The sequence below is a fragment of the Rhizobium terrae genome, from assembly GCF_003425685.1.
Classification (GTDB): domain Bacteria; phylum Pseudomonadota; class Alphaproteobacteria; order Rhizobiales; family Rhizobiaceae; genus Neorhizobium; species Neorhizobium terrae.
This window is the reverse complement of sequence record NZ_QJKM01000018.1, coordinates 81,626-106,691: the sequence shown is the minus strand read 5'-3', so window position 1 is coordinate 106,691 and position 25,066 is coordinate 81,626. Positions and strand designations below refer to the sequence as shown.

Here is a 25,066-nt window from a genome sequence, read left to right as displayed (position 1 = left end):
CTGCGGTCGCGCCATCGCAGTCATCGGCCGCAGATCGAAATCTCCATAGCCCCCGACCGTGGCCCGCGGGTTCCTTCCTCGGGGACTTTCGTACGCCTCCGGCGCCCGAAACTCTTCACGAGAGTGGACGGGCACCTTACTGGATGACATCGATGAGAAGCGGCCGTTCCGAATTGAGCTTGTGAGACAATAGCTACCGGTATCGCTCCCACGTCATTCGGGTTACGATGCGTAGCTGAGAACGGGCGCGGGCGCCTTGTCGGACCACCTACGTCAGGAGGCCAGCGTGAATCCAACAGTGAGAGTTATGGCCCCGGCCGAGGAAGATCTGGCAGTCGAAACGGTCATGCTGGCGTTTGCAGCCGATCCTATGGCGCGATGGACCTGGCCGCATGCACATCAGTACCTTGCGGCCATGCCACGAATGATCCGGGCATTCGGGAGCAGCGCGTTCTCTAACGGCAGCGCCTTTTGCACCGACAGCTACGCCGGGACGGCGCTGTGGCTACCGCCCGGGGTGCATTCCGACGAGGAGGGGCTTGGTGCGGTACTTGAGAGCACGGTTGCGCGCTCTCTTGCCCCTGAAACCACGGCCATATTCGAGCAGATGGCCACGTACCACCCGACCGAACCACATTGGTACCTGCCACTCATCGGCGTCGACCCAGCGCATCAAGGCGAAGGTCACGGCGACGCCTTGATGGCGTACGCACTCGCACGATGCGATTGCGATCACACGCCAGCCTATTTGGAATCCTCGAACCCGCGCAACATTCCGTTCTACCGACGCCACGGCTTCGAGCCGCTCGGCGCGATCCAGGTCGGTTCGTCGCCGAAGCTCGTCCCGATGCTGCGGCGGTCGCGTTGAGCTTCAGTTCGATCCGATAGTTAGGGATGTCTGCATTCAGAAGTCGGACGATATAGTTTTGGCGACCGGCATGGGGACCGATTCCAGTCCTCCCTTGCCGCTGCGACTTTACGCACTTCCTCTCAATCATAAACCCGCTTCACATTCGCCACGCAGTCCAGGTCCTTCATCTGGCTGAGTAACTGGTTGAGCTGTCTCAAGTCCCAGACTTCCACCTCCATGGTGATCTCCGAAAAATCGGCGGCGCGGTTGTTGCCCATGGTCAGCGTGCGGATGTTGATGTCGAGGCGGGCGATGGTCTGGGTGACGGTCGCGAGCGTGCCCGGCTCGTTGATGGTGTTGACCTCGATCTTGGCCGGGAAGCGGGATTTGTTGGCTTCGTCGAGATCCCAGCGCACGTCGATCCAACGCTCCGGCTGGTCGTCGAAACGCTGCAGGGCGGAGGCCTGGATCGGGTAGATGGTGATGCCCTTCCCCTTTTCCATGATGCCGACGATACGGTCGCCGGGGACGGCGCCGCTCGGGGCGAACTGCACATCCATGTTGCCGGAAAGCCCGCGGATCGGCAGCGGGTCGGGGCCAGCCTCGAGCTCTTCGGGGCCGATGCGGCGCTGGCTCGGCAACTTGAACATCATGCCGCTGGCGCTCGACATGTTGAACCAGCCGTCGTCGGCGGCCGGCTTCACGGTCACCCGTTCGTCCTTGTAGTCGGGGAAGACGGCGCGCAGCACGTCGAGCGAGGAGAGTTCGCCGCGGCCGACGGCGGCGATCGCATCCTCAACGTCCTTGTGGGCCAGCCGGTGCAGCGCCGGTTTCAGGGTATCCTTGGAAAAGATCTTTCCCGCGCGCTCGAAGGTGCGCTCCAGAATGCGGTGGCCGAGGCCGGCATACTGCTTGCGGATCGCCATGCGGGTGGCACGGCGGATCGCCGACCGCGCCTTGCCGGTGACGACGATCTCCTCCCAGGCGGCGGGCGGCACCTGCACGCCGGAACGGATGATCTCCACTTCGTCGCCATTGTTGAGGCGGGTGACGAGCGGCATGATGCGGCCGTTGATCTTGGCGCCGACCGTCGTGTCGCCGATATTGGTGTGGACCGCATACGCGAAATCGATCGGCGTGGCGCCGCGCGGCAGCGCGATCAGCTTGCCCTTCGGCGTGAAGCAGAAGACCTGATCCTGGAAGAGTTCGAGCTTGGTATGTTCGAGGAATTCTTCCGGATTATCGCCTTCCGCAAGCGACTCGATCGTGTGGCGCAGCCAGGAATAGGCGTTGCTCTCCTTCGGCAGCAGTTCCCCGCCCTTCACCGTTCCCTGGCCGTCCTTGTAGAGCGCATGCGCCGCGATCCCATATTCGGCGATCTCCTGCATGAGTTCGGTGCGGATCTGCAGCTCGATGCGCTGGCGTGAAGGGCCGACGATCGTCGTGTGGATGGACCGATAGTCATTCTGCTTCGGGTTCGAGATATAGTCTTTGAAGCGGCCAGGCACGACGCGCCAGCGGGTGTGGACGATGCCGAGCGCGCGATAACAGGAGGGAATGTCCTTGACGATGATGCGGAAACCGTAGACGTCCGAAAGCTGCTCGAAGGAGAGCGATTTCGACTGCATCTTGCGGAAGACCGAATAGGGCTTCTTCTGCCGCCCCTTCACGAAGGCGTCCTTGAGGCCATTGGCGATCAGAAGTTCGCGCAGCTCGTCCTCGATCTTCTTGATGAGGCCCTGGTTGCGGGCCTCCAGATCGGCGAGCCGCTTGGTGACGGTCTCGTGCGCCTCCGGGTTCATGTAGCGGAAGGAAAGTTCCTCCAGCTCGTCGCGCATGTCCTGCATGCCCATGCGGCCGGCGAGCGGCGCATAGATGTCCATCGTCTCTTCGGAGATGCGCGCCTTCTGCTCCGCCTTCATGTGCTCCAGCGTGCGCATGTTGTGCAGCCGGTCGGCGAGCTTGACGAGCAGCACCCGCACGTCGTCGGAAATGGCAAGCAACAGCTTGCGAAGATTTTCCGCCTGCTTGGCCTTCTTGGAAACGAGATCGAGGCGTTTCAGCTTGGTGAGACCTTCAACCAGCCGGCCGATATCCTCGCCGAACAGTTCGTCGATCTCGGCACGGGTGGCGGTCGTATCCTCGATCGTGTCGTGCAGCAGGGCCACCGCGATGGTCGACTCGTCGAGATGCATGTCGGTCAGGATGGCGGCGACTTCAAGCGGGTGGGAGATATAGGGGTCGCCGCTGGCGCGCTTCTGCTGGCCATGCTTCTGCATGGCATAGACATAGGCCTTGTTGAGGAGAGCTTCGTTGGCATCGGGCTTGTATTTCTGAACCCGCTCGACGAGCTCGTATTGCCGCATCATCCTGAAATATGCCCTCGATACCGTTCCGAAACCACGACGGGCGCCGGGCGAAAAGAAAAATGGCGCGCCAACCGTCAGATTGGCGCAGCCATCATAAAACATTCAAGCAGATTAGGGCCAGACAATGAACGATATATTGCTTTCGGAGCAATATATTGTCCGGCGCCTTTGAGAGTGCGCGAAGACCCTTAGTAGTCGTCGCTCTTTTCCGGCGGCACGAGGCCTTCGATACCGGCAAGCAGTTCCTCTTCCGACATCTGGTCGAAGGTGACGGTTTCCGGCAGATCGTCTTCCTCGTCGCGATCGGAAGCCACCGCAACGCCGCCGGCGGCGATCAGCGAGGCCGGATCGGGTTCGGGCTCATCCACTTCCACATGCTTCTGCAGCGAGTGGATCAGGTCTTCCTTCAGGTCGTCGGGAGACAGGGTTTCGTCGGCGATCTCGCGCAGCGCGACGACCGGGTTCTTGTCATTGTCGCGGTCGATGGTGATCGGCGCACCCTGCGAGATCTGGCGGGCGCGGTGGCTCGCAAGCAGCACGAGTTCGAAACGGTTATCGACTTTGTCAATGCAATCTTCTACTGTGACACGGGCCATTGCCTGTCCTTTGGGTCATTGATTTTCGGAATTGATACGCCCGATACAGCCATTGTGCGGCAAATTCAAGTTTTTCCTGTCAATCGGCTTTTGCCAATCTTGTGACGGTCTTCTGGGGGAAAGCCAAGAGATTCAACTGCAGGCTGCTTGGATTATTGCGAATCGTGCCATAAATGACAGATATATGAATAGTTCGTAATGTAATGGATTATTCGAGATTTTGGCACAGTTTTCGAATTGCCAAGTCTCACCCGCCATGCGGGTTCATAAGAAAAAGGGGATGGAGACCAAATGTTTGACCCAAGAGAGAAGATTGCTCTCTTCATCGATGGCGCAAATCTCTATGCGGCCTCGAAAAGCCTCGGCTTCGACATTGATTATCGAAAATTGCTCAAGGCCTTCCAGAAGCGCGGTTATCTTCTCCGGGCCTATTACTACACGGCGCTGATCGAAGATCAGGAGTATTCGTCCATCCGGCCGCTGATCGACTGGCTCGACTACAACGGGTATAAGGTCGTCACCAAACCCGCCAAGGAATTCACCGACAGCCTCGGCCGCCGCAAGATCAAGGGCAATATGGACATCGAGCTCGCGATCGATGCCATGGAACAGTCCGAGACCGTCGATCACCTCGTGCTCTTCTCCGGCGACGGGGATTTCACCACGCTGGTCGAGGCGCTGCAGCGCAAGGGCCGCAAGGTTTCCGTCGTGTCCACCATGCAGACCCAGCCGCCGATGATCGCCGACGACCTGCGCCGCCAGGCCGACCATTTCATCGACCTGATGACGCTGAAGCCGGAAGTTGGCCGCGACCCTTCCGAACGCCCCGCCCGGCCGGCGGAAAATACCGAACCTGCGGACGTCTGATCTTTCGGGTATCGATCGAAAATAGGCGCCCGTTTTTCGGCGGCGCCTGTTTTCGTTTTGGGCTAGAAAGGCATCATGCTTTTCGAACGCCCTTCCGACGACATTCTCTATGACGCGCTCCTTGCCCGCGACGCTTCCTATGAAGGCTTTGCCTGGGCGGCGGTGAAGACGACCGGTATCTTCTGCCGGCTCACCTGCCCTGCCCGCAAGCCGAAGCGCGAAAATACCAGCTTTTATGAGACGATCGCGCAATGCCTGGAGGCAGGGTTCCGTCCCTGCAGCCGCTGCCGACCGATGCTGAAGTTCGGCGAAGCCGATCCGATGGTGACGAAACTCGTCGATGCCCTCGACGCCGAGCCGTTCCGGCGCTGGAGCGAGGAGGATGTCGTCTCACTCGGCATCGATCCTTCGACCGCGCGCCGCGCCTTCAAGCGGCAGTTCGGCATGAGCTTTCTGGAAATCGCCCGGCTACGCCGCATGGGCAAGGCGGCGGAGGTGCTGAAGGACGGCGCGAGCGTCATCGATGCGCAGCTCGATGCGGGTTATGAGTCGGGCAGCGGGTTCAGGAGCGCGGTGACGAAGCTTTTCGGCGCGGCGCCCGCGCATCTGCGCGGCAAGCTGCTGCTGCGGGCCGACTGGATCGAGACGCCGATCGGACCGATGATGGCGATCGCCGACAGCCATGCCCTCCATCTCCTCGAATTCGCCGAGCGCAAGGCGCTGCCGGCCGAGATCAGGAAACTGCAGACATTCACCGGCAGCGGTATCGTGATGGGGCGCCATCCGCCGATCGACCAGATCGAGGCTGAGCTGAAGGCCTATTTCGCCGGCGAGGACCGGGGCTTCGAGACGCGGATCGCGGGCCATGGCTCGCCGTTCCAGCGGCAGGTCTGGAAAGCCTTGCGGGCGATCCCGACCGGCACGCTGCGCACCTATGGCGCTGTCGCGGCCGGGCTCGGTCTCCCTTCCTCCACGCGCGCCGTCGCCGGGGCCAACGGCGCGAACCAGATCGCCATCGCCATCCCCTGCCACCGGCTGATCGGCGCCGATGGTAGCCTGACGGGGTATGGTGGCGGGCTATGGCGCAAACGCTGGCTGATCGAGCACGAGCGGCGGATGGCGGCGAATGGTGGCTAGGCGCGCCGATCGTTCGGGTCGTGCCTCCCGGCTTTTCTCCCGTTCACCGGGCGAGGCCCGACATCAATGCGACACCGCACGGATATCGGAACACCCCCGCCTTCCCGCCAAACGGTCAGTCGATGATCGTATTGGCTCCCTCGGCCGTCAAACGGGCGAGACCGGCCTTCATCTGCTGGACCTGTTCGGGCGAATGCCCCTGCCATCCGGTTACTTCCCCGATGATGCGCAGCGGATCTCGGGATCGATAGGACAATGTGGGATTACCGGGGAATTTCTTGTCAGTCAGATTGGGGTCGTCGACGATCGGGCCGGTTGGCTCCACGACGTAGATCCGCTGCCGCTCGCCGCTGGTTGCAAGTTCAGCTCCCCAGATCGCAGCATCCAAGGTCCCGGAGAAATAGACCCAGGACAGCGGGTCGGCGATGAAGTTTGACCGATGGCCAACGGCGATCAAATCGCCAGGTTTCAAATCCGCCCGCGTTCCATGGAAGAAAGACTGAACGAACGTCGTGGCACTGGCTGCCATGGATGCGCCCCCCTTTTTCTGTCTACCGGATCTTTCGACCTGGACCTCGAACTGGCCCAAGACTGTGGTGAGGAAGAGAGATACCTGATGACGGCAGTTCGCCCAAGCGATCAAACCGAGGCCGGCTCGCTCATTCGAAGCCCTTCCCCCGAAGACCGCCTTGCCTTCCTCGCGCGAAAAACCGCTTCGACAATCAGGGACAATGGCAGGCCGATGAAGAACGGGATGAAGAAATAGATCACCCGAAAGGCGACCAGCGAGCCGATCGAGGCCTGCTCGCCCATCACATGCCGCACCGTCGCCTCCAGCACGCCCAGCCCACCGGGCGCGTGGGTGATCAATATGGCAAGGTTGGCGAGCACGAAGGCGGTGGCGGCCTTGAGATAGCTGACGTCGGCGCTGGCGGCCATCACTTCGCGAAGGCAGGCGGAGACCAGCACGAAATTGATCGTGCCGATCACCACCTGCGCGATGGCGACTTTCAGCGTCGGCATTTCGAATGTCCAGGCGCGAATCTTCAGCGGCGCACGCACGAAGGCCGCAAGTGCCAGATAACCGGCTGTCGCGCCAAGACAGGCAAGGCCGATCGCGACAATGACGCCCTGGCTCAAGCCAAGCACCGAGGCCGCGTCACCCGGATTGACGACCATGACGATGCCAGACAGTACCGCCATGCCGATGCCGACGGTGACGCCGGAGAGCAGCACGATCTTCGCCACATCCTCCGTGCTCATTCCCCAATGGGCATAATAGCGGTAGCGCAAAGCGCCGCTGCTCAAGCCGGAGAGACCAACGCTCTGGCCGATCGACAGAGCGATGAAGGAGGCAAGCCCGATCTTCGGATAGGCAAGGTCGCTCCTCACGTAACGCACGCCAGCCCAGTCGAAGCCCGTCAGGCAGACATAGGAACCGAACGCGAAGAGGAGCGCCATCAGGAGGTTGAAGACGGGGATCGCCCGGACGGATTCGACAATGTCGGACAGCGAATACTCGCGGAACGTGTGATAGAGAAGGTAACCGGCCGCGCCGAAACCGACCACCAGCATCAGATAGGTGAAAATCCTCTTCCGCGTCATCGCCCACCGCTCATCGTATTCACAAGGTGGATTCCAACGAAAGGCAGGGGATTTTGTTCCTATCGGACGGATTCAGATGCGGTCGATGATCCGCGAAAATGCCGGATCGTCGGGATTGTAACCCCGCGCCGGACCATGGAAGCCCTCGCCCGTCTCGCGGAGATCGCAGATGTCGTCGAGATGGAAGAGACGCCAGCCGGAACCCGTGCCGGAAATCTGCCAGGCGCTCACCGCCAGTTCGCCCTTGCCGACCCTTCCGAGAATATGCGGCCGGACCCGGCGCGCCACATTCTTGTAGCGGAATTCGAGAACCTTCCGCCTGTCGATCGCATCCGCAATGGTATCCGGATAGGCCATCTGCACCTCCGCCACTTCAACGAAGGAGGAGAAGCAAAGTTCAAAGCTCGTTCAGAACGCCTCGAAGCTGATCGCCTGGGCGCCCTTCCAGAGCACCAGCTTGCCCATGTCTTCAAGCTGCTCGCGCCCTTCCGTGATCGTCAGGACGTGGTTGCCGGCGAGAGCACCCATCTTGCTGGCGAAGGAGGAACTGCCATAGGCGAAGAGCAGCTCGGTTTCGCTATGGCCGCCCGGATAAAGCAGGATGTCGCCGCGCGAGGGATGGCAGGTGTGGTTTTCGAAACCGGCGCCGAACTTAAAATCGCCGAGCGGCACCCAGACCGCCTCACCGCTCCAGCGCGAATGGATGACCTGGTTGCGGAACGGCAGGAAGGTTTGGAAGATGCGGCAGGTCTCCGGCGCCCTTTCAAGCTCGAAACGAGCGGTGAAGGCGAACGGGCCGACGGTGATGCGCAGGCTCTCCACGGTCAGTTCGCCTTCAGGAGCCGCGACTTCTGGCGGTTCCAGTCACGTTCCTTCTCCGTCTCGCGCTTGTCGTGCAGCTTCTTGCCCTTGGCGAGCGCAAGCTCCAGCTTGGCGCGGCCCTTTTCGTTGAAATAGATCTTCAGCGGCACGAGCGTCATACCCTCGCGGTTGATGCCGGCACGCAAGCGATTGATCTCGCGTTTCGACAGCAGCAGCTTGCGGCGGCGGCGGGGCTCATGGTTGAAGCGGTTCGCCTGCAGATATTCCGGCAGGTGCGAGTTGATCAGCCAGATCTCGTCGCCCTCGTCGGATGCGTAGGATTCGGCTATGTTCGCCTTGCCGTCGCGCAGCGATTTCACCTCGGTCCCCGTCAACACCAGGCCGGCCTCATAAGTATCGATGATTTCGTAGTTGAAGCGGGCCTTGCGGTTTTCCGCGACAATCCTGTTCACCGTGCGCTGGCTGCCTTTGGGTGCCATCTGACTAACTTCCGATCCGCCCTTTTATCCGAAAACAAATCCCCGCCCATGGGCGATGAGCGGGGTTCGTCATTATGTAATGCGCATGACGCAAAATGTGAAGCGGGTGAGACTGCGAGCGAACTGGCCAGCCTCAGTTCAAAAGCCCCGCATGCCGCAGCGCCGCATCGATGGCCGTTTCCGTCGCCGGCTCCAGCGTCGAGATGAGCGGCGAGCGGACCGTGCGGCTCATGCCGCGGGTCCTGTGAAGGCCGTATTTCGCGCCGCAGAGGCCCGGTTCCATGAAGATTGCCTTGTGGAGCGGCATGAGCCGATCCTGGTATTCCAGCGCCTTTCCGTAGTCGCCGGCAAGCGTCGCCGCCTGGAACTCGGCACAGAGGCGCGGCGCGACATTGGCCGTTACCGAGATACAGCCGACCCCGCCATGGGCGTTGAAACCGAGCGCGGTTGCATCTTCGCCGGAAAGCTGGATGAAATCCTTGCCGCAGGTGATGCGCTGTTCGGAAACGCGCTCGATCTTGCCGGTCGCATCCTTGACGCCGACGATGTTCTTGTGCGCCTTGACGAGCGCCCCCATCGTTTCCGGCGACATGTCGATCACCGAACGCGGCGGAATATTGTAGATGATGATCGGCAGCCTGGTTGCCTCGGCGATCGCCGAGAAATGCGCGATCAGGCCCTTCTGGGTCGGCTTGTTGTAATAAGGCGTCACGACCAGGATCGCATCGGCGCCGGCCTTTTCGGCATGCTGGGCAAGCTCGACGGCTTCCCGCGTATTGTTGGAGCCGGCGCCCGCGATGACCGGCACACGCTTTTTCGTTACCTCGACACAGAGTTCCACGACGCGCTTGTGTTCGTCATGGCTCAGCGTCGGCGATTCACCGGTGGTGCCGACCGGCACCAGGCCGCTGCTGCCTTCGCCGATCTGCCATTCCACATGAGCGGCGAAGGCGTCTTCATCCACCGCGCCCTGGGCGGTGAACGGGGTAACGAGGGCGGGCATCGATCCCTTGAACATTCCAAAACTCCCAATCGGCAGCGTCCATTCTGCTGCCGCAATCCATGACTATGAGGGCTGGAGAGTTCGGAGGCGCTGCGATGCAGCCCAATTACTCTTCGAGGGCCCGTAGGTCGCGCACCATAAAGCGGCGGGCAGGCGGCGACAAGCGTGGCGGCTCGGGATTTCATGCGGAATCTCATATAAGAAAGTGCGAATTTTCATCAAGATGGTAAGGTTTCGTTAATCCGCACAGCGGCTAATAGGGGGTAAATGTCTTCTCTGCGAGTTAGCGCATGAACAGGCCGGTTTTGATCCTCGCTGCCTTGGGACTGAGTGCCGCGAGCATGCATGTTTTTGCCGCCACGCTTCCCGAAAGCGTCGCGCCGCTGCCGTTCGCCAAGCCGGAAAACCCCGTTGCCATGACCATGCCGGCGGCGATGCCCGCGCCGGACATTACCGGCACCATCCCGCGCGGCGATCTTCGCGGCGCCGCACCCCGCACCGGCCGGCTGACGGCCGCGCCGGAACTGAAGGCGGCGCTCGACGCGCTTTCCGGCAACGACGTCGCCGAGGCGATGGCCGCGCGAGACCGGCTGGCGGAAGGCTCGCTCGACCGGCATATCCTCACCTGGGCGATCGCCACTTCCGGTGCGCCCGGCGTTCCCTCCGGCGAGATCGCGAACGCCCAGCGGGAGCTGAAAGGCTGGCCGGGCCTGAAAAGCCTGCGTGCCAATTCCGAACGCGCCCTTTATAGGGAAAATCCGCCGGCATCCGCCGTGCTTGCCGCCTTCGGTTCGACCCGGCCGGAGACGACAGAGGGCACGATCATTCTCGCTCGGGCGCTCGTTGCTGCCGGCCGTGCTGCGGATGCGGCTCGTCCGCTGCGCCAGCTCTGGCTTGCCGAGATGTTGGACAAAACGGCCGAGGACAAGATCCTTGCGGAATTCTCTGCACTCCTTTCCCCCGCCGATCACAAGGGGCGCATGGATTTCCTGATGTACAAGGGGCGCACGGCGCAGGCCAAGCGCTTCGGAGATCTCGGCCGCGCCGCGTCGCTCTACAAGGCCTGGGCGGCGGTGATCGGCAATGCCAGGAATGCCGAGGCGCTGCTCGCCACCGTCGAGGGGTCGCTCAGGAACGACCCTGGTCTGCTTTTCGCGCGCATCGAATACCTGCGGCGGCAGGACAAATACCGGGAAGCCGCCGGCCTGCTCGAAAAGGCGCCGCGCGAGGCCGCCCAGCTCATCAACCCCGGCGAATGGTGGAACGAGCGGCGCATCGTGGCACGCGGCCTGGCAGACCAGGGCGATTTCAAGCTCGCCTACCGGACCGTCGCTGACCATGCCGCCGTCTCATCGACGGATGTGGTCGATGCGGAATTCCATGCCGGCTGGTATGCCCTGCGCGCCCTGCGGGACCCGGCGACCGCCGAGAAACATTTCCGCAGGATCCTCGACACATCCAACAAGCCGCTTTCCGCCTCCCGCGCCCTCTACTGGCTCGGACGTGCCGCCGAAGACGGCGGGCCGGGCAGCGCGCGCGAGTTCTTTACCAAGGCGGCCCATTATTCCGGGACGTTCTACGGCCAGCTCGCCGCCGCGCGTCTCGACCTCAAGACCCTCGACGTCACCTATCCGCAGCCGAGCTCCGCCGACCGGCAGAACTTCGAAAACCGCGAGGCGGTGCGCGCTATCGCAAGGCTGGAACTGGCCGGCCATGCCAAACGCGCCGGCGTGCTTTACCGCGCCCTCGCCGAGGAACTGACCAGCCCCGGCGAACTTGCGATCCTCGCGACCCGGGCGGAGAGCCAGGACAACCACGCGCTTTCGCTGCAGATCGGCAAAACGGCCTTCGGGCGTGGCATCGACGTTGCGGCGCTCGCCTATCCGATCGGCGTCATCCCGACCGGCGCCGATATCGGCGGTTCGGGCAAGGCACTTGCCTATGCGATCGCACGTCAGGAAAGCGCCTTCAATCCGGCCGCGGTTTCCGCCGCCAATGCCCGCGGCCTGCTGCAGCTTCTGCCCGGCACGGCGCAAGGGGTCGCCAAGCGGCATGGACTGACCTTCGCTGCCGCGCGGCTCACCAGCGATCCCGGCTACAACGCGACGCTCGGTGCCCATTACCTCGGCGAGCAGATCGACGCGTTCGACGGCTCCTATATCCTGACCTTCATCGCCTATAATGCCGGCCCCAAGCGTGTGCCGGAATGGATCGCCCGTTACGGCGACCCGCGCGGCAAATCCCTCGACGACGTGATCGACTGGATCGAACGCATCCCCTTCCCCGAGACCCGCAACTATGTGCAGCGGGTGATGGAGAACTACGAGGTCTACAAGGTCCGGCTGGGGCAGAGGGCGGACATCGAGACCGACCTGCGGCTCGGGCGGCGCGAATAGCCGCATCGCGAACAGGCTTCGGGTAACGTCAGCCGTTGAGCGGGAAGCGCCGCGAGCCTCGGGCTTCCTTGTGGTATCATCATTTTCCGATGCTGGTGCGGCGGCGCGAGATATTCATGAGCTAAGCTCCGAATCCACGCTTCATGGCTTGCGAAATCGATTGCGGTTTTCGCCGGTACGCTGGGTTGCGCAGGCGCTCTGCCGCGGAGAGGCGTTTGCGCGCTGCAATGTATTCTCCCGAGGCACCTGCGTCGACATGCGTGGCGCCTTGGCAACGGGACATGCCGTGAAGAGAGGCTCAAGAGCGTTTCCAGCCGGCACGAAGAAACCAAAATTGTCGCCACCTCCGCCCTCGCCTTCCCTTTCGGCATTGCCTGGATTGAAGGACTTATCTCGGCGCCGGCGGCTTATCGCGCCCAAAGGAAAAGCCCGGCACTAGGGCCGGGCTTCGATATCATCCGATCAGGTCGGACTAGAAGTCGCGCTGCAGGCGAACCATGCCGACGAACTCGCCGTCGTCATCTTCAAACTTCTGGTAGTCAGCCTGAATCTTAGCAGCCAGGCCTTCGACGATCTTGTAGTTGACCGTCACGCCAGCACCCCACCAATCGTTGCCGAAGAACTCGCCGTCACCAGCAACCTGGGTATTCCAAGCGTACTGAGCTTCCGGAATGATTTCGAGCTTGTCAGTGGCCTTGAAGGAGTAAGCAGCTGCAACAGTTGCTTCAGCAAAGCCATAGTATGCGTTGAAACCGGACGAATAAACGCCGGAGAGGTAGAACGTACCCGGACCGACGGCAACAGAGCCGATCGCACGAACCGCGCCTTCATCCTGACCGAAGTCCCAACCGCCGAGGATTTCGAGCTTGGCCGGGCCGAGAGCGGCCTGGAGAACAGCTTCGACACCGACTTCCTGGCCGGTTACGAGCGACAGTTCATCGACCTGAACGCCGGCCGTGAAGGCATCGCCGGTATAGGTGTAGGAAACGGAGTTCAGACGAGCCGAACCGAGAACGTCGAGTTCGCCCGGCAGGTCGTTGGCATCCCACCAGTTCCAGTAACGACCGATCTTGAAGCCGCCGAGCTGAATGTAGGCTTCGTTGATGTACGCGGAGTTGGTGTTGCTGGTCCAGATCGTGTCATCACCGTAGTCCCAACGGACGGAGGCGACGGAGGTCAGCGTGCCGAGTTCGGTATCGCTCTTGGCAGTGAAGTCGAGCTGGACGCGGGCATAGCTATCCCAGTCATCAATGCCAGCGTAGGTACCGTCCTGGAAGAAGGTTTCGAAACGGACATAACCGCCGATCTTGAGGCAGGTCTCGGTGCCCGGGATGTAGAAGTAGCCGGTGCCGAAGGCATCGCAAACACGCACGTATTCCATGGGCTCCGGCTCGGCAGCGACGATGGCGTCGGCAGCCTGGGCGCCGGATACTGCTGCGAGCGCCGCGGCAGAACCGAGAAGAAGGCTCTTAATGTTCATCTTTTTTGACCTCCAGTCAATTTTCTCTGAATGCTAAATCATGCATGATCGAACATTGATCAAACACATAAAGGCCGCAAAAGCAGCCCGTTTCCCCGGTCTCAGCTCCCCATATGGAGGCCTTCAGGCCACCTTTTCTTATAGAAAGGCTCCCCCAGGCGGACCGGGGGAGCCAAAGTCAAATTAGAACGTGCGGTCGAGACGGACGAAACCGTCGATGTACTCGTCGCCCGGAACTTCGTTGTAGTGAACGTGCGTCTTGAGGTTCAGGCCGTCAACGATCTTGTAGTCGACCGTCAGACCAGCGCGCCAAGCGTCGTCACCCGTCCAGTCGCCGTTGCCGACTGCAACAACCTGAGTGTTCCAGAAGTAGGTAGCACCGGGAGTGATGGTGAGCTTGTCGGTTGCCTTGATAGCGTAGGAAGCGGCAAGAGCCCATTCGCCACGATCGTAGTAGGCGTTCTGGTACTGAGCACCAGCTGCCCAGTTGTCGCCAGCGCCAGACGACCATACGACGGAAGCCTGCAGGGTGCCCGGACCAACAGCGGCCGAAACGAGGGCGCGGATAGCACCTTCTTCAGCACCGAAGTCATAACCGCCGAGCAAGTCGAATGCAACGCCGCCGAACTTGGCCGAAACGAGAGCTTCGATACCAACTTCCTGGCCCGTCGTGCGGGACAGTTCGTCGAGCTGAACGCCAGCAGAGAACGTGTCGCCAGTGTAGGTGTAGGCAACGGAGTTCAGGCGGGTCGTGTTGGAGGAAGCGAGGATATCGCTTTCGCCGTTCAGGCCCTTATCCCACCAGTTCAGGTAACGACCGATCTTGAAGCCACCGAGCTGGATGTAGGCTTCGTTGATGCTGGCGTCGTTGGTGTTGTCGGTCCAGATGTTGTTGTTGCCGTAGTTCCAACGGAGCGAAGCAACAGAGGTCAGCGTGCCGAGCTCGGTATCGCTCTTTGCAGTGATGTCAAGCTGAACGCGGCCGGTGAAATCCCAGTAGTCGTCTTCGCCGGCAGCAGCCGGAACCGGGAATACGCCAGCACCTGCGGAGCCGCCGTACGAACCGATCGGGCCGGTCTGACCAGCCTGGATTTCAACGCGGACGTAACCGCCGACCTTCAGGCAGGTTTCGGTGCCCGGGATGTAGAAGTAGCCAGTGCCGAAAGCGTCGCAAACGCGAACGTATTCCATCGGCTCCGGTTCTGCGGCTACGATGGCGTCAGCAGCCTGAGCGCCGGATACTGCTGCGAGGGCAGCAGCGGAGCCGAGAAGAAGGCTCTTGATGTTCATTTTTGACCTCCAGTCAAAGTTTCGTGTGGGTCTGGGTTCTTTTTGCTGAAGGACAGCGTTCCCTGCCCCATCCCCGTCGATTGCCAGAAGAAGGACGATCCACCGCCTCGCTTCCGGATTTGAAAATACAAGACGCGAAAGGTCATGCAATCTGGAACTTCAACCGAACGCCTTTCTAAAACCCGCTTCCCAGAGGTCTGTTGCCGAAAGGACACAAACCCGCGGACAGGCATATGTTCAATTTTACGCTTTGTTAAGAAAGAGCTTATTGGGCAGGCACTTAGCGCTGCAGACAGGGTGGTTTCGGGGAATCATCCGATGCAGGATGCCAGTCATTCCGGCAAATCGCGCAGCCATCGATCAAAAGGGGAAACCGAGGGGGCTGGCCGGAGATCATTCCGGGCGAAAATGGCGGAGAAGATGGGATTCGAACCCACGATACGCTTTTGACGTATACTCCCTTAGCAGGGGAGCGCCTTCGACCACTCGGCCACCTCTCCGTCGCGGTCTAACTATGTCGAAGCCCCCATGAATGCAAGGCTTTTGTGACACCGTCCCAAAGTTTTACCCAAGTCGCGACGCCTGCCGGCAAGATGGCGAGTAGGGTGATTCTGACAGCAGCCGGCAATCCGGCCTGCCATCTTCGCCTCAGCTTCCGCACATTTTTCCGGCGGCTCAGTAACCGGAGCGGGGCTTTTCGCCTCCATTGCCGCAGCCGTAGCGACGCGCCAGGGCTGCGAGCGCGCCGGCGAATTCCGTCACGTCGGCCCCAACGGCGACGAAGCTTGCGCCGAGATCGAGATAATGGCGGTTGAGAGATTCGCTGAACGTGAGGATGCCCGCCGCCTTTCCGGCTTTCACGATCGTGGCGATCGCCTTCTCGATCACTTCCTGCACCTGCGGGGCCTCCATGCGGCCGAGATAGCCCATGTCGGCCGAGAGATCGGCGGGGCCGATGAACACGCCGTCGATTCCCTCCACCGCGGCGATGTTTTCGAGATCGCGAATCGCCGCCATGGTTTCCGCCTGCACGACGAGGCAGATCTCGTCGGCCGCCGTCTCCGCATAGTCGGGGATCGCGTTGAATCTGGAGGCACGCGCGACGGCGGCGCCGACGCCGCGCACACCGTGGGGCGGATAACGCACGGCGCGGACCAGTTCCCTTGCCTGTTCGGCCGAATCGACCATGGGGACCAGCAGCGTGCGCGCGCCGATATCGAGGAGCTGCTTGATGATCCAGGTTTCGCCGATCGGCGCACGGACCACGACCTCCGAGGCCGAGCCCGCGAGCGCCTGGAGCTGCGCCAGAATGCTGCGGATGTCGTTGGGGCCGTGCTCTCCGTCGATCACCAGCCAGTCGAACCCGGCATTGCCGGCCACCTCGGCCGTCAGCGCCTCGCCCATGTTCAGCCAGAGGCCGATCTGCGGCTTGCGCGCCTTCAGGGCCGCCTTGAAGTGATTCTTCGGAGCCGGCATGGCGTCTGTCCCTTCAGGCGAGAAGCTGTTTCAGGTCTGCGGAAGGATCGGCAAGGATCGCCCTGTCGGGTTCAGTACCCGTTTCGAGCATCTTCTTGCCGCTCACATAGGCCTTGGCGTCGTTGATCGCATCGACGGCGATGAACCTGCTCTCCCGGAAATACCAGATGGAAAGACTGCCTTCGCGGGCACCGGGGCGGACCAGCGTGTCGTCATAACCCATGTTGAAACCGGCAATCTGCAGCTTCACGTCATATTGGTCGGACCAGAACCATGGTTTTGCATCATAGGGCGTGTCGCCGCCGGCCATCACGGCGGCGGCGGCCTCGGCCTGATCGACGGCGTTCTGCACCGATTCGAGACGGATGCGCCTGCCCTTCCAGGGCAGCATGGCGCAATCGCCCATGGCGAAGATCGACGGATCGGAGGTGCGGGCGAATTCATCGACGACGATGCCGTTGCCGACATCGAGGCCGCAGTCCTGGGCGAGCCGATCGTTCGGCGTCACGCCGATGCCGACGATGACGAAATCCACCTCGATCGTGCTGCCGTCGGAAAGCTCGGCGGCATGCACGTGGTTTCCTTGCGGGCCGCCGCCGCCGATCAGTCGGTGCAGGCCGGTCTTTTCGCGGATGACGACCCCATGCTTCTCATGGATCTCGCGCATGGCGTCGGCAGTCTCGCTGGCCGCCACGCGCTGGAGGATGCGATCGGCCATTTCAATGAGCGTCACTTCGAGACCCAGATGGCGGGCGACCGCCGCCGCTTCGAGGCCGATATAACCGCCGCCTATAATAAGGAGTCGCCTTCCCGGCTTCATCTCGCCGGCAAGCAGGTCGGCATCGCGCTTGTCGCGCACGGTGAAGACGCCGTCGAGATCGCCGCCGACGCTTGCCGGCAGGGTGCGCGCCGTCGAGCCGGTGGCGAGCGCCAGGGTGTCGTATTCGAGGGTCGCGCCGTCCTGCATGCGCACGCGCTTCGCCTGGCGGTCGATTTCCTCCACATAGGTCGAAAGCAGGATTTCGACATTGTTTTCGGGAAACCAGCTTGCGGGCCGGAAGGTCAGCCGGTCGAACTCCATCTCACCCAAAAGGTATTTCTTGGAAAGCGGCGGCCGCTGGTAGGGAATCACATCCTCGGAGCCGATGATGGTGATCGGCCGCGTATCCTTCAAAGCCCTGAGCTTTGCAGCGAGCGCGAAGCCCGCCTGGCCCGCGCCTACAATCACCAACCTGCCCGTCACGCTTCACTCCCCGCCGATCATGGTTTTCGATGAGATAGCACCGATCATCCAGATCCAAGGGGTATCGCCGCGACATCAGGCCGTCAACAACGCGACATGCCTCATTCCATGCTTTGCGTTCGCAGCTGTCACATACAAACAGGAAAAACCGCCTTCGGAACGATCAGATGTCTGATTTTTTAGCGTGATTCCCGCCAATCGGCAGCATTTTACATTTCCGTTTCAGAATGTGTCAGCGGAAAAGGAATATAGTCACATCGTAGAGAAAACAGGAGGGTGTCATGCCCTTGAACACGGATCCGGATACGAGACAAAACGGTTCGCGCGAACTGGCCTTCGAAAAATTCGCCATCGACCGGCCGGGCAAGATCATCTTCGTCGGCCGCCATCTCAGCACGAAGACGAGCTTCCGCTGCCTGATCCGCACCATTTCGCTTTCCGGCGCAGAACTCGAAGTCAGCCCCCACCTGCCGGTGCCGAACAACTTCTTCCTGGAGATCCTCGGCATCCATGACGATATCGGCTGCACCCTGATCCGCCGCGAGGAGGAAAAGGTCACTATCGGCTTCAACATGCTGATCGATGCCGAATTCCTGCATCACGTCATCCGGCTGAGCTTCGAGACCAGCCACTAGAACGCTTCGGGACGGCCGCCAGACGTCGCGGCCGGCGACCGGATTTTAGCCGCTGCCGATCGTTCCGGCTACCCGACAGCCGCGACAGGAGCGGCACGATCCACAGAAGCCCGCACCATTCGGCGCCTTCCAGAGGATCGGCAAAAGGATGACGGCTGCGCTTGCGATCTTCCCTCTTCCATTGCTCGAAAAGCCTGACCCAGTTGAGAAGCATGGTGGTCACTCCATCTATAATGTGATGGGACCGAGCTAATGCGCGGCGATGCCGGCTTGTAGAGGCGCGGAAGAAAGGTGCCTTTCATCCATGAAGGGATGAAAAAGGCGTCGACCGCCTACAGGATGCCTGTCGATAGGTGGCGTTGATGACGGATGCGGATTGGGACGACCTGAAGCTTTTCCTGCACGTGGCGACCGAAGGGGGCCTGAGCGGCGCGGCCGCCCGGACCGGCATCAGCCCGCCGACGATCGGCCGGCGGATGCTCTCGCTCGAGCGCACCACGGGGCGCACGCTTTTCGTGCGCAGCCAGCAGGGATACCGCCTGGCGCCGGACGGCGAGACGCTGCTCCAACACGTGCGCGCCATGCAGCGCACTGCCGACAGCATCGCCGACTGGAAGGGGCAGGCCTTCGCCATGCCGATCGTCTCGATCGGGTCGAACGCATGGCTTTCCGCCTTCATCGCCAGCCGCACCGCGGATATCCGCGACGCGCAGGACCGGTTCCGGCTCTGCTGCAAATCGCTGCACAAGGGCATGGATTTCACCTATCGCGAAGCGGATGTGGGGATCGTCGGCTACCGGCCGGAAACGGGCAATATCGCCATCCGCCGCTCGGTCGCCGTCGCCCACGCCATCTATAAGGCGAGCGGCCTTGCCGAAGACGAGAACACTCCCTGGGTGTCGATCGGCACCGAAAACGCCCATATGCCGGCCGACAGATGGGTTTTCGAGAATCATGAAGCCGCGATCCGCACCTGGACGAATTCGCCGGACCTCCTGCCGAGATTGATCGCCGGAGGCAACGGATACGGCGTGCTGCCCTGTTTCGTCGGCGATTCGCTGGCCGGGCTGACGCGCAAAGGTGATATCATCGGCGAGTTGACATACACGATGTGGATCGTCGCCAATGACGACGACCGGCACCGGCCGGAGGTGCGCCAGGTGATCGAAAGGCTGGACGAACTTTTCCGCCGGGAAGAGAAAAGATTCAGCGGAGACAGGTCCTAAACCGTCCGGTAGCGGCTTGCGCGGCGATGAATCACCCTTATTGTGTGCCGATTTTCGAAACCCGGACACAACCCATGCCCGCATTCTCGCGCTTTACACCGCTGATCAGCGCCCTTCCGGCGACCGTTCCCTTCGTCGGCCCCGAGGCCATCGAGCGCAACAGGGGGCTTGCGGTGAAAGCGCGCATCGGCGCCAATGAAAACGGCTTCGGCCCCGCCCCCTCGGTCATCGAGGCGATTGCTGCGGCAGCCGGGAGCACGTGGAAATATGCCGATCCCGAAAATTTCGAATTGAAACAGGCGCTCGCCGCCCATCTCGGCTGCGCCGCCGACAACATAACCGTCGGAGAAGGCATAGATTGTCTGCTCGGGCTGATCGTCCGCCTGGTGATCGAACCGGGCATGCCGGTCGTCACCTCGTTCGGCGCCTATCCGACCTTCAACTTCCATGTCGCCGGCCACGGGGGCAGGCTCGTCACCGTGCCTTATGTGGACGACCGGGAAAATCTCGACGGGCTGATGGAGGCGGTGCGCCGGGAAAACGCACCGCTCGTCTATTTCGCCAATCCGGACAATCCGATGGGGAGCTGGTGGGACGCAGACAGCATCGTCGCCTTTGCCAAGGCGGTGCCGGAAACCTGTCTTCTGATCCTGGACGAGGCCTATTGCGAAACGGGACCTGCGGGCGCGACGCCCGATATCTCCGCGCTCATCGACCGGCCGAACGTCATCCGTACCCGTACCTTCTCGAAAGCCTACGGCATGGCGGGTTCGCGCGTCGGCTACGCCATCTCGACGCCCGGCACGGTTCAGGCCTTCGACAAGATCCGCAACCATTTCGGCATGAACCGGATCGGCGTCGCGTCGGCCCTCGCGGCGCTGAAGGACCAGGCCTATCTCCGGACCGTCATCGGACAGATTGCGACATCGCGCGACAGGATTGCCGATATCGCCAAGGCCAACGGATTGAAGCCACTGCCGTCCGCCACGAATTTCGTGGCGATCGACTGCGGCCGCGACGGCGCCCATGCCCGCGCCATCGTCGATGGGCTGATGGAACACGGGGTCTTCATCCGCATGCCGGGGGTGGCCCCTCTCAACCGCTGCATCCGCGTGAGCACGGGGCCCGAATCGGACATGCTTCTCCTGGAAGAAGCGCTGCCGGAGGTATTGAAAGCCATCGGATGAAAGAAAACGACCGCGCCGGCCTTGTTCCCTGCCGGTCGCGGTCTCAATTTTCGGAGCATCGTCCCCGTGCGGGTCGAACGCCCAGTCCCCTCTTGGACTTGTTCTGGTTTTCTCCCCGGCCCTCTTGCGGGGCCGATAAATCTCTCGAGCCGGCCGCGGCCTTCGGCTCAGTGCATGGTCATCCATTCGCGGGCGGCGCGCAGCGCGGCGGCGAGTTCCATCTTGCTCATCGTCTGGGCAAGGTCGGCGCGCAGCTCGGCGGCCCGCTCGGAACCCTTGATCGCGGCGATGTTGAGCCATTTGTGGGCGGAGACGAGGTCGATATCGCAACCGCGGCCGGTCGCATACATCAGCCCCATTTCGCAGAAGGTGTCGGCGCGGGTTTCGCCACCCATGGTGGCCATTCCGGAATTGTTCATTTCAAAGCGTGCCATCGGTTTGATCCCTGTTAAAGCCTGTTGTTCGTCTGCCCTGTTTTTCCATCCGGACCGCCGTCTTGATGCGGCTCTTTCGATCCTTCCGGCCGGCGGGTTGTCCCGCTCGTCTTGATGGGTCCACTATCTCCCAAACCTTCCAAAAGACGCCTAAAAAGCATGATTAACCTGCGGAAAATAAAGTTCAAATAGTTGGTAAATTTGGGCTTTTGTTAAACATGGGATGCCTTGCATTTTAAGGATTCCGTGGCAGATGTTACGGAAAATTCAGACATGGATCTCAACCGATCCGTAACCAAGAATCCGGTTTGCGTTTTTCGCACGCGCCAAAACAACGGTCGCAAGCTTCCAAAAATCCTGCCCGGCAAGCCGCAGGCACTATTTACCTTTACGTGTGCGTAAGCTAGCGTTCGGAAAGCTGGCGCAGAGGGACGCCGCCTGGAGGAAGTCAGACGGCGGCGCCGATCACCGCCCGCCGATGGAAAAGGAGGAGAATCCACGATGATACGTACATTCCTGGTCACCGCCGCGCTGGCGCTCGGCGCTACCGCCAGCCATGCCGCCGAACCGATCGAAGGCAACTGGAAGACCGCCAGCGGCGAGACGGCCGCGATCGGCAAATGCGGCAGCGCCTATTGCGTGACGCTCAAGACCGGCAAACACGCCGGCAAGCAGATCGGCCGGCTTTCCGGCAAGGACGGCGAATATAGCGGCGAGATCACCGACCCCGCCGAAGACAAGACCTACAGCGGTTCCGGATCGGTGAGCGGCAATTCGCTGAAGATGAAGGGTTGCGTCATGACGATTTTCTGCAAATCCCAGACCTGGACCCGGCTCTGAAATTCGTCCCGCCCTCTCTATAATGGGCGTCCTGACAATGGGTAGGAGAAATGGCCGCCCGGAGCGACGGTCATTTTTCATGCCCGGCGTTCAAGAGGCGGTCTATTTTTTTGCTGCAACGCATCAAATCAAGGCACGACGATCACGAAAAAGGCATTGATCGTGCATGTAAAAATTTCGCGATTTTTGAATATCACAGTTTTGTGAAAAGCTTGAAAAGCCGTTGCTGAATTTTACGGCCACAAAAAAGCCCTAAAAAATCCAAGTTGAACCAAAATTTGCACGCGATGGGAGCAATTCCCTTCCGGGCCTGCTATCTACATGTTTCTGCTCGTTATTTACCTTACAAAACCGTAACTTAATCGGTTTATTCGTGGCATTTCTTCGGAAATTAGCCTACTCAGCACTTTTTACGAGCATTCGCGCCGCAGCATTTTCGCTGTCAACATTTCGTTGACAGCAGTCTCCTAAATGGGGGGCTTTCGGATCGAACCGATCGGTCCGATATGAACACTGCAAACACAAATTCCCCGGTTCGAAACCCAAGACCGAACCGAGCTCAACCCGAGGATAAAAACATGAAGACCATGACTTCCGCAATTGCCGCTGCCCTCATCGCTTCGGCTTCCTTCGCCTCCGTCGCTCTCGCCGATGGCGATTACTACGAAGGCGCCTCCAAGGCTTCCGCCGCCGTTGACCATGTCCAGACGGGCAGCGTCGCCGGATACAAGCAGGACGCAAACCAGATCCCGACCCCGATCGGCCGTGGCGACTACTACGAAGGCGCAAACCGCCCGAACTAATCGCAGCTCATTCAAGACACCGAAACAACATCCGCAGGCCAGGTCGCAAACTTCAAGCCGCGGACAACTCTGAAGGGACTACCACAATGACCAAGATCACTTCCGCCATCGCCGCTGCCTTCATCGCTTCGGCTTCCTTCGCTTCCGTCGCTCTCGCCGATGGCGATTACTACGAAGGCTCTTCCAAGGCTTCCGCCTCGGTCGACCATGTTCAGACCGGCAGCGTCGCCCAGAACGGCCAGACCAGCCAGATCCCGGCTCCGATCGACCGTGGCGATTACTATGACGGCGCAAACCGTCCGAACTAACCGCAGCTCATTCAAGATACCGAAACAACATCCGCAGGCCAGGTCGCAAACTTCAAGCCGCGGACAACTCTGAAGGGACTACCACAATGACCAAGATCACCTCCGCCATCGCCGCTGCCCTCATCGCTTCGGCTTCCTTTGCCGGCGCCGCTTTCGCCGAAGGCAATTACTACGAAGGCGCAACGCCTCCGTCGGCCGGCCAGCAGGTTCCAGCAACGCATCGCGATCGCCCGGCAAGCTACGGCTATACCGGCTCGATCTCCGGCGCTCGTGACGGCCAGTTCAGCCTGTCGTCCGGCAGCCAGGCCGTGGACAGCGGCGACTATTACACCGGCGCAAACCGCCCGAACTAACCGCAGTCTATTCGAGACATCGAACAAAGGTTCGCCGGCCAGGTCGCAAACTTATCGGCCGCGAACCCAACTCTGAAGGATCAAGACAATGACCAGGATCACATCCGCTTTCGCCGCAGCGCTCATCGCGACGGTTTCGTTTGCCGGCGCCGCTTCCGCCGAAGGTAACTACTACGAAGGCGCAACGCCTCCGTCGGCCGGTCGCCAGCTTCCGGCAGCGCATGAAACGCAGCATTCGGCCCGTTACGGCTATACCGGTTCGATCTCCGGCGCCGTAAATTCCGGCCGGGATGCCGACGGCACGGTCGTTCTGAACCGTGGCGACTACTATGAAGGCGCAGTCCGTCCGAACTAACGGACTGCCCTCCCCCGACAATCAAGACGCAGCCTGCAGGCCGGTTGCAATTTCAGGCCGCGGGCTACTCCGAAAGGACCAAGACAATGACCAGGATCACATCCGCTATCGCCGCAGCACTCATCGCCTCGGCTTCCTTCGCCTCCGTCGCCCTTGCTGACGGCGATTATTACGAAGGTGTCCAGAAGACCGCTCCTGCCGCGGCCGCTACCCATGTCGATCGTACCAGCACCGGCAGCATCGGCGCCGTTCATCAGGACGGAAAGCTGATGTTCAACAATGGCGGCAGCCGCGACAACCGCGCTTCCGACCTGAACAGCGGTGATTATTACGACGGCGCAAACCGCCCGAACTAATCGTCGGATTATCGAGATCGACCGCCGCGCAGGGACCAGGCCCAGGATCACAGGGCTCTCGCGCGGAGGCCAACTGAGTGGCATGCACAAGATGAAATACCAGCCGCGCGAGCGGCTGGTATTCGCAGTTCATTCAAGACACCGAAAGGAAAGACGGGTCGCAATCGTCTTTCCGGTGCGAAGGTGGCCGGACTCTGAAACCAGCCACGTATTCAAGATTAGGTGAAGCTCTTTCGTGAATCAATCACGATAACGCTCGCGCCCGTGAGTTTTTTGACGGATTTGAGCAGCCGGAGTGCGTAAGCGCCGTCATTTGATCTCCTCCTGAGATCCGGTACAAGAATCCGATCGCAATTCTGTTCCCTCTGCGTGGAACGATCCGTCCTCCCAGGGATTTTGTAGTTCGACGAAGCGATGCGGACATCGCTTCGCGCCATAAAGACAAATGGAAAGGACAGGAAAATGAAGACCTATCTGACTTCCGGTATTGCCGCTCTCATCGTTTCCGCCGGTTTCGCCGGCGCGGCCGCTGCTCAGAACGCCGTTTATTCGAGCCCTGACGCCCTGCCGACCTCACCGCCGACCATTCAGCAGTCACGCGGCGAGGACGTCGATACCATGTCGACCGGCAGCATCATTCTCAACGACGGCTCCATGTACCGCAACAGCACCAGCGGCAATGCCGATACCGACGGCGGCCAGGACGAGGGCGACTATTACGACGGCAGCCTGCGCCCGCATAACTAAGCAGTTTATGCAAGATACCGTCCCCGCGCAGGTCGCACGCGTTGCGCGGGAACATGAAGACCAGGAAGCCGGTTCCAGGGCCGGCTTTTCCTTTGTCTTGCTTCGCCAAAGAAGCACTTTGCCTATCCTCTCGGTCAATCATCCTGAACGGGTGATGAACCCGGTTCTCAGCGCCTATTCAGTCTTGCGCCTTTATTCTGCCGCCATTG

Annotated in this window: 27 protein-coding genes and 1 tRNA gene; 14 read left to right on the top strand and 14 right to left on the bottom strand. The window is 61.0% G+C overall.

Features of this window, described 5'->3' with window-relative positions; all coding sequences use genetic code 11:
- The first annotated feature begins 307 nt into the window (after positions 1 to 307).
- Positions 308 to 868, top strand: a complete 561-nt coding sequence (locus tag DMO26_RS27395; RefSeq protein ID WP_117195499.1) for a GNAT family N-acetyltransferase — start codon at positions 308 to 310, stop codon at positions 866 to 868.
- 122 nt (positions 869 to 990) lie between these two features.
- Here DMO26_RS27395 and DMO26_RS27390 read toward each other — a convergent pair whose 3' ends face one another.
- Complete coding sequence (locus DMO26_RS27390; RefSeq protein WP_117195505.1) at positions 991 to 3,219, bottom strand: RelA/SpoT family protein; 2,229 nt, start codon at positions 3,217 to 3,219, stop codon at positions 991 to 993.
- A 188-nt stretch (positions 3,220 to 3,407) separates the two neighbouring features.
- The gene (gene rpoZ, locus DMO26_RS27385; RefSeq protein ID WP_117195498.1) at positions 3,408 to 3,815 is read right to left on the bottom strand and encodes a DNA-directed RNA polymerase subunit omega; all 408 of its coding nucleotides are present in this window, start codon (positions 3,813 to 3,815) and stop codon (positions 3,408 to 3,410) included.
- A gap of 291 nt (positions 3,816 to 4,106) precedes the next feature.
- Between rpoZ and DMO26_RS27380 the strand changes: the two genes are divergently transcribed.
- Positions 4,107 to 4,682, top strand: a complete 576-nt coding sequence (locus DMO26_RS27380; protein ID WP_117195497.1) for a LabA-like NYN domain-containing protein — start codon at positions 4,107 to 4,109, stop codon at positions 4,680 to 4,682.
- A gap of 75 nt (positions 4,683 to 4,757) precedes the next feature.
- On the top strand, positions 4,758 to 5,819 hold the full coding sequence (locus tag DMO26_RS27375; protein WP_117195496.1) for a bifunctional transcriptional activator/DNA repair enzyme AdaA: 1,062 nt from the start codon (positions 4,758 to 4,760) through the stop codon (positions 5,817 to 5,819).
- Between the two features lie 115 nt (positions 5,820 to 5,934).
- Here the strand turns inward: DMO26_RS27375 and arr are convergent, their stop codons facing one another.
- The 6 genes from arr to dapA all read right to left on the bottom strand — a co-directional run bounded on the left by arr (position 5,935) and on the right by dapA (position 9,743).
- Positions 5,935 to 6,348 carry an NAD(+)--rifampin ADP-ribosyltransferase gene (gene arr / locus DMO26_RS27370; RefSeq protein WP_117195495.1) on the bottom strand — a complete coding sequence of 138 codons (414 nt, stop codon included), beginning with the start codon at positions 6,346 to 6,348 and terminating at the stop codon, positions 5,935 to 5,937.
- Between the two features lie 110 nt (positions 6,349 to 6,458).
- Entirely contained in the window at positions 6,459 to 7,424 is a 966-nt protein-coding gene (locus DMO26_RS27365; protein WP_117195494.1) for a lysylphosphatidylglycerol synthase transmembrane domain-containing protein, read from the bottom strand.
- Positions 7,425 to 7,496: 72 nt separating this feature from the next.
- Complete coding sequence (locus tag DMO26_RS27360; RefSeq protein ID WP_117195493.1) at positions 7,497 to 7,781, bottom strand: WYL domain-containing protein; 285 nt, start codon at positions 7,779 to 7,781, stop codon at positions 7,497 to 7,499.
- A 51-nt stretch (positions 7,782 to 7,832) separates the two neighbouring features.
- Complete coding sequence (locus DMO26_RS27355; RefSeq protein WP_117195492.1) at positions 7,833 to 8,246, bottom strand: DUF3830 family protein; 414 nt, start codon at positions 8,244 to 8,246, stop codon at positions 7,833 to 7,835.
- Between the two features lie 2 nt (positions 8,247 to 8,248).
- Positions 8,249 to 8,725 (bottom strand): SsrA-binding protein SmpB, encoded by a 477-nt coding sequence (gene smpB, locus DMO26_RS27350; protein WP_117195491.1) that lies wholly within the window; start codon positions 8,723 to 8,725, stop codon positions 8,249 to 8,251.
- A 133-nt stretch (positions 8,726 to 8,858) separates the two neighbouring features.
- On the bottom strand, positions 8,859 to 9,743 hold the full coding sequence (gene dapA, locus DMO26_RS27345) for a 4-hydroxy-tetrahydrodipicolinate synthase (protein WP_117195490.1): 885 nt from the start codon (positions 9,741 to 9,743) through the stop codon (positions 8,859 to 8,861).
- 275 nt (positions 9,744 to 10,018) lie between these two features.
- Between dapA and DMO26_RS27340 the strand changes: the two genes are divergently transcribed.
- Entirely contained in the window at positions 10,019 to 12,124 is a 2,106-nt protein-coding gene (locus DMO26_RS27340; RefSeq protein ID WP_117195489.1) for a lytic transglycosylase domain-containing protein, read from the top strand.
- A gap of 472 nt (positions 12,125 to 12,596) precedes the next feature.
- Here the strand turns inward: DMO26_RS27340 and DMO26_RS27335 are convergent, their stop codons facing one another.
- From DMO26_RS27335 to DMO26_RS27315, 5 genes are all read right to left on the bottom strand, one after another.
- Positions 12,597 to 13,604 carry a porin gene (locus tag DMO26_RS27335; RefSeq protein WP_117195488.1) on the bottom strand — a complete coding sequence of 336 codons (1,008 nt, stop codon included), beginning with the start codon at positions 13,602 to 13,604 and terminating at the stop codon, positions 12,597 to 12,599.
- 183 nt (positions 13,605 to 13,787) lie between these two features.
- Positions 13,788 to 14,894 carry a porin gene (locus DMO26_RS27330; RefSeq protein WP_117195487.1) on the bottom strand — a complete coding sequence of 369 codons (1,107 nt, stop codon included), beginning with the start codon at positions 14,892 to 14,894 and terminating at the stop codon, positions 13,788 to 13,790.
- A 409-nt stretch (positions 14,895 to 15,303) separates the two neighbouring features.
- Positions 15,304 to 15,394, bottom strand: a tRNA-Ser gene (locus tag DMO26_RS27325).
- 175 nt (positions 15,395 to 15,569) lie between these two features.
- Positions 15,570 to 16,370, bottom strand: a complete 801-nt coding sequence (locus DMO26_RS27320; protein WP_117195486.1) for an aldolase/citrate lyase family protein — start codon at positions 16,368 to 16,370, stop codon at positions 15,570 to 15,572.
- A gap of 13 nt (positions 16,371 to 16,383) precedes the next feature.
- Positions 16,384 to 17,613, bottom strand: coding sequence for an NAD(P)/FAD-dependent oxidoreductase (locus DMO26_RS27315; RefSeq protein WP_117195485.1), 1,230 nt, complete (start codon positions 17,611 to 17,613; stop codon positions 16,384 to 16,386).
- Between the two features lie 281 nt (positions 17,614 to 17,894).
- Between DMO26_RS27315 and DMO26_RS27310 the strand changes: the two genes are divergently transcribed.
- The 3 genes from DMO26_RS27310 to DMO26_RS27295 all read left to right on the top strand — a co-directional run bounded on the left by DMO26_RS27310 (position 17,895) and on the right by DMO26_RS27295 (position 20,661).
- A complete protein-coding gene (locus DMO26_RS27310) occupies positions 17,895 to 18,248 on the top strand; it encodes a hypothetical protein (RefSeq protein WP_117195484.1) in 354 nt (117 codons plus the stop codon).
- 362 nt (positions 18,249 to 18,610) lie between these two features.
- Positions 18,611 to 19,474: a LysR family transcriptional regulator gene (locus tag DMO26_RS27300; protein WP_117195482.1), complete on the top strand. Its 864-nt coding sequence runs from the start codon at positions 18,611 to 18,613 to the stop codon at positions 19,472 to 19,474.
- Between the two features lie 74 nt (positions 19,475 to 19,548).
- Positions 19,549 to 20,661: a pyridoxal phosphate-dependent aminotransferase gene (locus tag DMO26_RS27295; protein ID WP_117195481.1), complete on the top strand. Its 1,113-nt coding sequence runs from the start codon at positions 19,549 to 19,551 to the stop codon at positions 20,659 to 20,661.
- A gap of 167 nt (positions 20,662 to 20,828) precedes the next feature.
- Here the strand turns inward: DMO26_RS27295 and DMO26_RS27290 are convergent, their stop codons facing one another.
- Positions 20,829 to 21,095: a sel1 repeat family protein gene (locus DMO26_RS27290; RefSeq protein WP_117195480.1), complete on the bottom strand. Its 267-nt coding sequence runs from the start codon at positions 21,093 to 21,095 to the stop codon at positions 20,829 to 20,831.
- Positions 21,096 to 21,596: 501 nt separating this feature from the next.
- Here DMO26_RS27290 and DMO26_RS27285 point away from each other — a divergent pair.
- The 7 genes from DMO26_RS27285 (at position 21,597) to DMO26_RS27255 (ending at position 24,857) form a co-directional block, all read left to right on the top strand.
- Positions 21,597 to 21,935 carry a DUF2147 domain-containing protein gene (locus DMO26_RS27285; protein WP_117195479.1) on the top strand — a complete coding sequence of 113 codons (339 nt, stop codon included), beginning with the start codon at positions 21,597 to 21,599 and terminating at the stop codon, positions 21,933 to 21,935.
- A 578-nt stretch (positions 21,936 to 22,513) separates the two neighbouring features.
- Positions 22,514 to 22,738 (top strand): hypothetical protein, encoded by a 225-nt coding sequence (locus tag DMO26_RS27280; protein WP_117195478.1) that lies wholly within the window; start codon positions 22,514 to 22,516, stop codon positions 22,736 to 22,738.
- 86 nt (positions 22,739 to 22,824) lie between these two features.
- The gene (locus DMO26_RS27275; RefSeq protein WP_117195477.1) at positions 22,825 to 23,046 is read left to right on the top strand and encodes a hypothetical protein; all 222 of its coding nucleotides are present in this window, start codon (positions 22,825 to 22,827) and stop codon (positions 23,044 to 23,046) included.
- Between the two features lie 86 nt (positions 23,047 to 23,132).
- Entirely contained in the window at positions 23,133 to 23,399 is a 267-nt protein-coding gene (locus tag DMO26_RS27270; protein WP_117195476.1) for a hypothetical protein, read from the top strand.
- An 88-nt stretch (positions 23,400 to 23,487) separates the two neighbouring features.
- Positions 23,488 to 23,754 carry a hypothetical protein gene (locus DMO26_RS27265; protein WP_117195475.1) on the top strand — a complete coding sequence of 89 codons (267 nt, stop codon included), beginning with the start codon at positions 23,488 to 23,490 and terminating at the stop codon, positions 23,752 to 23,754.
- A gap of 86 nt (positions 23,755 to 23,840) precedes the next feature.
- On the top strand, positions 23,841 to 24,110 hold the full coding sequence (locus DMO26_RS27260) for a hypothetical protein (protein ID WP_117195474.1): 270 nt from the start codon (positions 23,841 to 23,843) through the stop codon (positions 24,108 to 24,110).
- A gap of 462 nt (positions 24,111 to 24,572) precedes the next feature.
- Entirely contained in the window at positions 24,573 to 24,857 is a 285-nt protein-coding gene (locus tag DMO26_RS27255; RefSeq protein WP_117195473.1) for a hypothetical protein, read from the top strand.
- Positions 24,858 to 25,066: the final 209 nt, after the last annotated feature.

Coding starts and splice junctions, on each gene's coding strand:
- DMO26_RS27395 (WP_117195499.1), top strand. CDS start 308: ATGGCCCCGGCCGAGGAAGATCTGGCAGTCGAAACGGTCATGCTGGCG.
- DMO26_RS27390 (WP_117195505.1), bottom strand. CDS start 3,219: ATGATGCGGCAATACGAGCTCGTCGAGCGGGTTCAGAAATACAAGCCC.
- rpoZ (WP_117195498.1), bottom strand. CDS start 3,815: ATGGCCCGTGTCACAGTAGAAGATTGCATTGACAAAGTCGATAACCGT.
- DMO26_RS27380 (WP_117195497.1), top strand. CDS start 4,107: ATGTTTGACCCAAGAGAGAAGATTGCTCTCTTCATCGATGGCGCAAAT.
- DMO26_RS27375 (WP_117195496.1), top strand. CDS start 4,758: ATGCTTTTCGAACGCCCTTCCGACGACATTCTCTATGACGCGCTCCTT.
- arr (WP_117195495.1), bottom strand. CDS start 6,348: ATGGCAGCCAGTGCCACGACGTTCGTTCAGTCTTTCTTCCATGGAACG.
- DMO26_RS27365 (WP_117195494.1), bottom strand. CDS start 7,424: ATGACGCGGAAGAGGATTTTCACCTATCTGATGCTGGTGGTCGGTTTC.
- DMO26_RS27360 (WP_117195493.1), bottom strand. CDS start 7,781: ATGGCCTATCCGGATACCATTGCGGATGCGATCGACAGGCGGAAGGTT.
- smpB (WP_117195491.1), bottom strand. CDS start 8,725: ATGGCACCCAAAGGCAGCCAGCGCACGGTGAACAGGATTGTCGCGGAA.
- dapA (WP_117195490.1), bottom strand. CDS start 9,743: ATGTTCAAGGGATCGATGCCCGCCCTCGTTACCCCGTTCACCGCCCAG.
- DMO26_RS27340 (WP_117195489.1), top strand. CDS start 10,019: ATGAACAGGCCGGTTTTGATCCTCGCTGCCTTGGGACTGAGTGCCGCG.
- DMO26_RS27335 (WP_117195488.1), bottom strand. CDS start 13,604: ATGAACATTAAGAGCCTTCTTCTCGGTTCTGCCGCGGCGCTCGCAGCA.
- DMO26_RS27330 (WP_117195487.1), bottom strand. CDS start 14,894: ATGAACATCAAGAGCCTTCTTCTCGGCTCCGCTGCTGCCCTCGCAGCA.
- DMO26_RS27320 (WP_117195486.1), bottom strand. CDS start 16,370: ATGCCGGCTCCGAAGAATCACTTCAAGGCGGCCCTGAAGGCGCGCAAG.
- DMO26_RS27310 (WP_117195484.1), top strand. CDS start 17,895: ATGCCCTTGAACACGGATCCGGATACGAGACAAAACGGTTCGCGCGAA.
- DMO26_RS27300 (WP_117195482.1), top strand. CDS start 18,611: ATGACGGATGCGGATTGGGACGACCTGAAGCTTTTCCTGCACGTGGCG.
- DMO26_RS27295 (WP_117195481.1), top strand. CDS start 19,549: ATGCCCGCATTCTCGCGCTTTACACCGCTGATCAGCGCCCTTCCGGCG.
- DMO26_RS27290 (WP_117195480.1), bottom strand. CDS start 21,095: ATGGCACGCTTTGAAATGAACAATTCCGGAATGGCCACCATGGGTGGC.
- DMO26_RS27285 (WP_117195479.1), top strand. CDS start 21,597: ATGATACGTACATTCCTGGTCACCGCCGCGCTGGCGCTCGGCGCTACC.
- DMO26_RS27280 (WP_117195478.1), top strand. CDS start 22,514: ATGAAGACCATGACTTCCGCAATTGCCGCTGCCCTCATCGCTTCGGCT.
- DMO26_RS27275 (WP_117195477.1), top strand. CDS start 22,825: ATGACCAAGATCACTTCCGCCATCGCCGCTGCCTTCATCGCTTCGGCT.
- DMO26_RS27270 (WP_117195476.1), top strand. CDS start 23,133: ATGACCAAGATCACCTCCGCCATCGCCGCTGCCCTCATCGCTTCGGCT.
- DMO26_RS27265 (WP_117195475.1), top strand. CDS start 23,488: ATGACCAGGATCACATCCGCTTTCGCCGCAGCGCTCATCGCGACGGTT.
- DMO26_RS27260 (WP_117195474.1), top strand. CDS start 23,841: ATGACCAGGATCACATCCGCTATCGCCGCAGCACTCATCGCCTCGGCT.
- DMO26_RS27255 (WP_117195473.1), top strand. CDS start 24,573: ATGAAGACCTATCTGACTTCCGGTATTGCCGCTCTCATCGTTTCCGCC.